This window comes from Streptomyces sp. KLMMK (assembly GCF_036961605.1).
Taxonomy (GTDB): domain Bacteria; phylum Actinomycetota; class Actinomycetes; order Streptomycetales; family Streptomycetaceae; genus Streptomyces; species Streptomyces telluris.
Window position 1 is genome coordinate 1 of the sequence record NZ_JBAMDC010000566.1, and the last position, 3,109, is coordinate 3,109.

General features: G+C 75.3%; 2 protein-coding genes. Both read left to right on the forward strand.

The annotated features are described in order from the left end of the window. Window positions 1–2,238, forward strand: a 2,238-nt coding sequence (locus V7793_RS35580; RefSeq protein WP_336013815.1) for a DEAD/DEAH box helicase, incomplete at its 5' end; no start/stop codon positions are given. Next, window positions 2,235–3,109, forward strand: an 875-nt coding sequence (locus V7793_RS35585; RefSeq protein ID WP_336013816.1) for an SWIM zinc finger family protein, incomplete at its 3' end; no start/stop codon positions are given. The genes V7793_RS35580 and V7793_RS35585, both read left to right, overlap by 4 nt.

Genomic DNA, 3,109 nt, shown 5'->3' on the forward strand with positions numbered 1-3,109 from the left:
GTCGCCGCGGGCCACGATGCGGGCGTACGGCTCTCGCTGCGCGTCGAGGTGCTGGGAGCCCTCGCCGGGGAGGACGCGGCCCCCCGCTTCCGGGCCGTGCTCCAGCTGCACAGCCTCTCCGACCCCGCGCTCGTCGCGGACGCCGCCGAGGTGTGGTCCGGAGAGTCGCCCACGGCCGCCGCGCTCGGCCGGGACGCACGGATGAAGGCGCTCCTCGCGCTGCGCCGGGCCGCCCGCGCCTGGCCGCCGCTCACCCCGCTGCTCTCCGCCGCGGTCCCCGACGCCGTCGACCTCGCCGACGAAGAGGTCGGCGAGCTGCTGGGGGCGGCCTCCTCGGCGCTGGACGCCACCGGGGTCGAGGTGCACTGGCCCAAGGAACTCGTCCGCAACTTCACCGCGCGGGCCGTCGTAGGCCCCCCGGAGGACGACGGCGCAGGGCCGGACCACGAGCGGTCCGGCATGCCATCGCTGCTCTCGGCCGACGCGCTGCTGACCTTCGGCTGGCGCTTCGCCGTCGGCGGGCTGGAGCTGACGCAGGCCGAGCTGGACCGGCTCGCGGAAGCGGGCCGCCCCGCCGTACGGCTGCGCGACCAGTGGGTGCTCGTCGACCCCGAGGCGGTGCGCCGCGCCCGCGAGCGGCAGGACCGCAAGCTCACACCGGTCGAAGCGCTGGGCGCCGCCCTGACCGGCCGTGCACCCGTGGAAGAGGGCGACGAGGACGGCCCGCAGGTCGACGTCCGGGCCACCGGCTGGCTCGCCGCGCTCCGCGACCGCATCGCCGACCCCGAGCGGTCCCAGGAGCCCGTCCCCCAGCCCGCCCGGCTCGCCGCCACGCTGCGCGACTACCAGCTGCGCGGCCTGGACTGGCTGCACCGGATGACCTCCCTCGGGCTCGGCGGCTGCCTGGCCGACGACATGGGCCTGGGCAAGACCATCACCCTCATCTCGCTCCACCTGCACCGGCAGACGCTGCCCGGGGCGGCCGGCCCCACGCTCGTGGTCTGCCCGGCGTCCCTGATGGGCAACTGGCAGCGGGAGGTCGAACGGTTCGCGCCCGGCACGCCCGTACGCCGCTTCCACGGCCCGGCACGGTCCCTGGAGGGGGTGTCCGACGGGGAGTTCGTGCTGACCACGTACGGCACCATGCGCCTCGACGCCCGGCGGCTGGCCGGCACCCCCTGGGGCCTGGTCGTCACCGACGAGGCCCAGCACGTCAAGAACCCGTACTCCGAGACCGCCAAGCAGCTGCGCACCATCGGCGCGAAGGCGCGAGTGGCGCTGTCCGGCACCCCGGTGGAGAACAACCTCTCCGAGCTGTGGGCGATCCTCGACTGGACGACGCCCGGGCTGCTCGGCCCGCTGAGCCGGTTCCGCAGGCGCTACGCCCAGGCCGTCGAGGGCGGCGCGGACCCCGCCGCGGCCGAGCGCCTCGCGACGCTGGTCCGCCCGTTCCTGCTGCGCCGCCGCAAGTCCGACCCCGGCATCGCGCCGGAGCTGCCGCCGAAGACCGAGACGGACCGCGCGGTCACGCTCACCAAGGAACAGGCGGGCCTGTACGAGGCCGTGGTGCGGGAGGTCCTCGCCGAGATCGAGGGCGCGGACGGCTTCGAACGCCGCGGCCTGATCGTCAAGCTCCTGACCGGCCTGAAGCAGATCTGCAACCACCCGGCGCAGTTCCTCAAGGAGAAGTCCCCGGCGATCGCCGGCCGCTCGGGCAAGGTCGAGCTCCTGGACGAACTGCTGGACACGATCCTCGCCGAGGGCGCGAGCGTGCTGGTGTTCACCCAGTACGTGGCGACCGCACGCCTCCTGGAGCAGCACCTGGGCGCCCGGGGCGTCCCCACGCAGCTCCTGCACGGCGGGACGCCCGTGCCGCGCCGCGAAGAGATGGTGCGCCGCTTCCAGGACGGCGAGGTGCCCGTCTTCCTGCTGTCGCTCAAGGCGGCCGGTACGGGCCTGAACCTCACCCGGGCCGGGCACGTCGTGCACTTCGACCGGTGGTGGAACCCGGCCGTCGAGGCGCAGGCGACCGACCGCGCGTACCGGATCGGCCAGACGCAGCCGGTGCAGGTGCACCGGTTCGTCACCGAGGGCACGGTCGAGGACCGCATCGCCGAGATGCTCACCCGCAAGCAGGCCCTGGCGGACGCCGTCCTCGGCACCGCCGAGGCGGCCATCACCGAACTGACCGACGCCGAACTGGCGGATCTCGTCGCACTGAGGGGGAACGGACGTTGAGCGGACAGGACGCCACCGAGAGGGCGGAGCGCACCTTCGAGGCGCTGCCGCCCGAGCGCGCGCGGAGCTCCGCACGGACCTGGTGGGGCCGGGCGTGGCTCAAGGCTCTGGAGGACACAGCGCTGGACGGGCAGCAGGTGAAGGCCGGGCGCAGGCACGCGCGCGCGGGCGCGGTGGGCGCGGTCTCGGTACGGCCGGGGCGCGTCACGGCAGTCGTACGGGACCGTGACGGCACTCCGTACCGCGCCGACGTGGTGGTGCAGGAGTTCGGCACGGCCGACTGGGAGCGCCTCCTGGAGCTGGTGGCGGGTCAGGCCGGGCACATCGCCGCACTGCTCGACCGCGACATACCGCCGCACCTGGCCGAGGACGCGCTCGCGGCGGGGGTGGAACTGCTGCCGGGCATCGGGGACCTGGAGCCGGAGTGCACGTGCGGGGCGTGGGACCACTGCGCGCACACGGCGGCGCTGTGCCACCAGATGGCACTGCTGCTCGACCAGGACCCGATCGTCCTGCTGCTGATGCGCGGCCGGGGGGAACGCGAGCTGCTGGAGCAGCTGCAGGCGCGCAACGCCGCACGCGGATCCGGCGGCGGGCCGGGACAGGACGCCGGAGCGCCCTCCGGAGTGCCTGCGGCCGAGGCGTTCGCCACGGCGTCCTTCGTGGCTCCGCTGCCGGATCCGCCTCCCGTCGTGGAGGGACCGGCGCGCCCTCCGGTGCTCAGCGGCGACGTGGCGCCCGCGCCCGGGCTGGATCCCGCGGCGCTGGAGTTCCTGGTCGCGGACGCCGCGGCCCGGGCCCGGCAGCTGCTGGCCGAGGCGCTGGCCACCGGTCACGAGGGCGCCCCCGTCGCCGGGGAGCTCACGCTGTG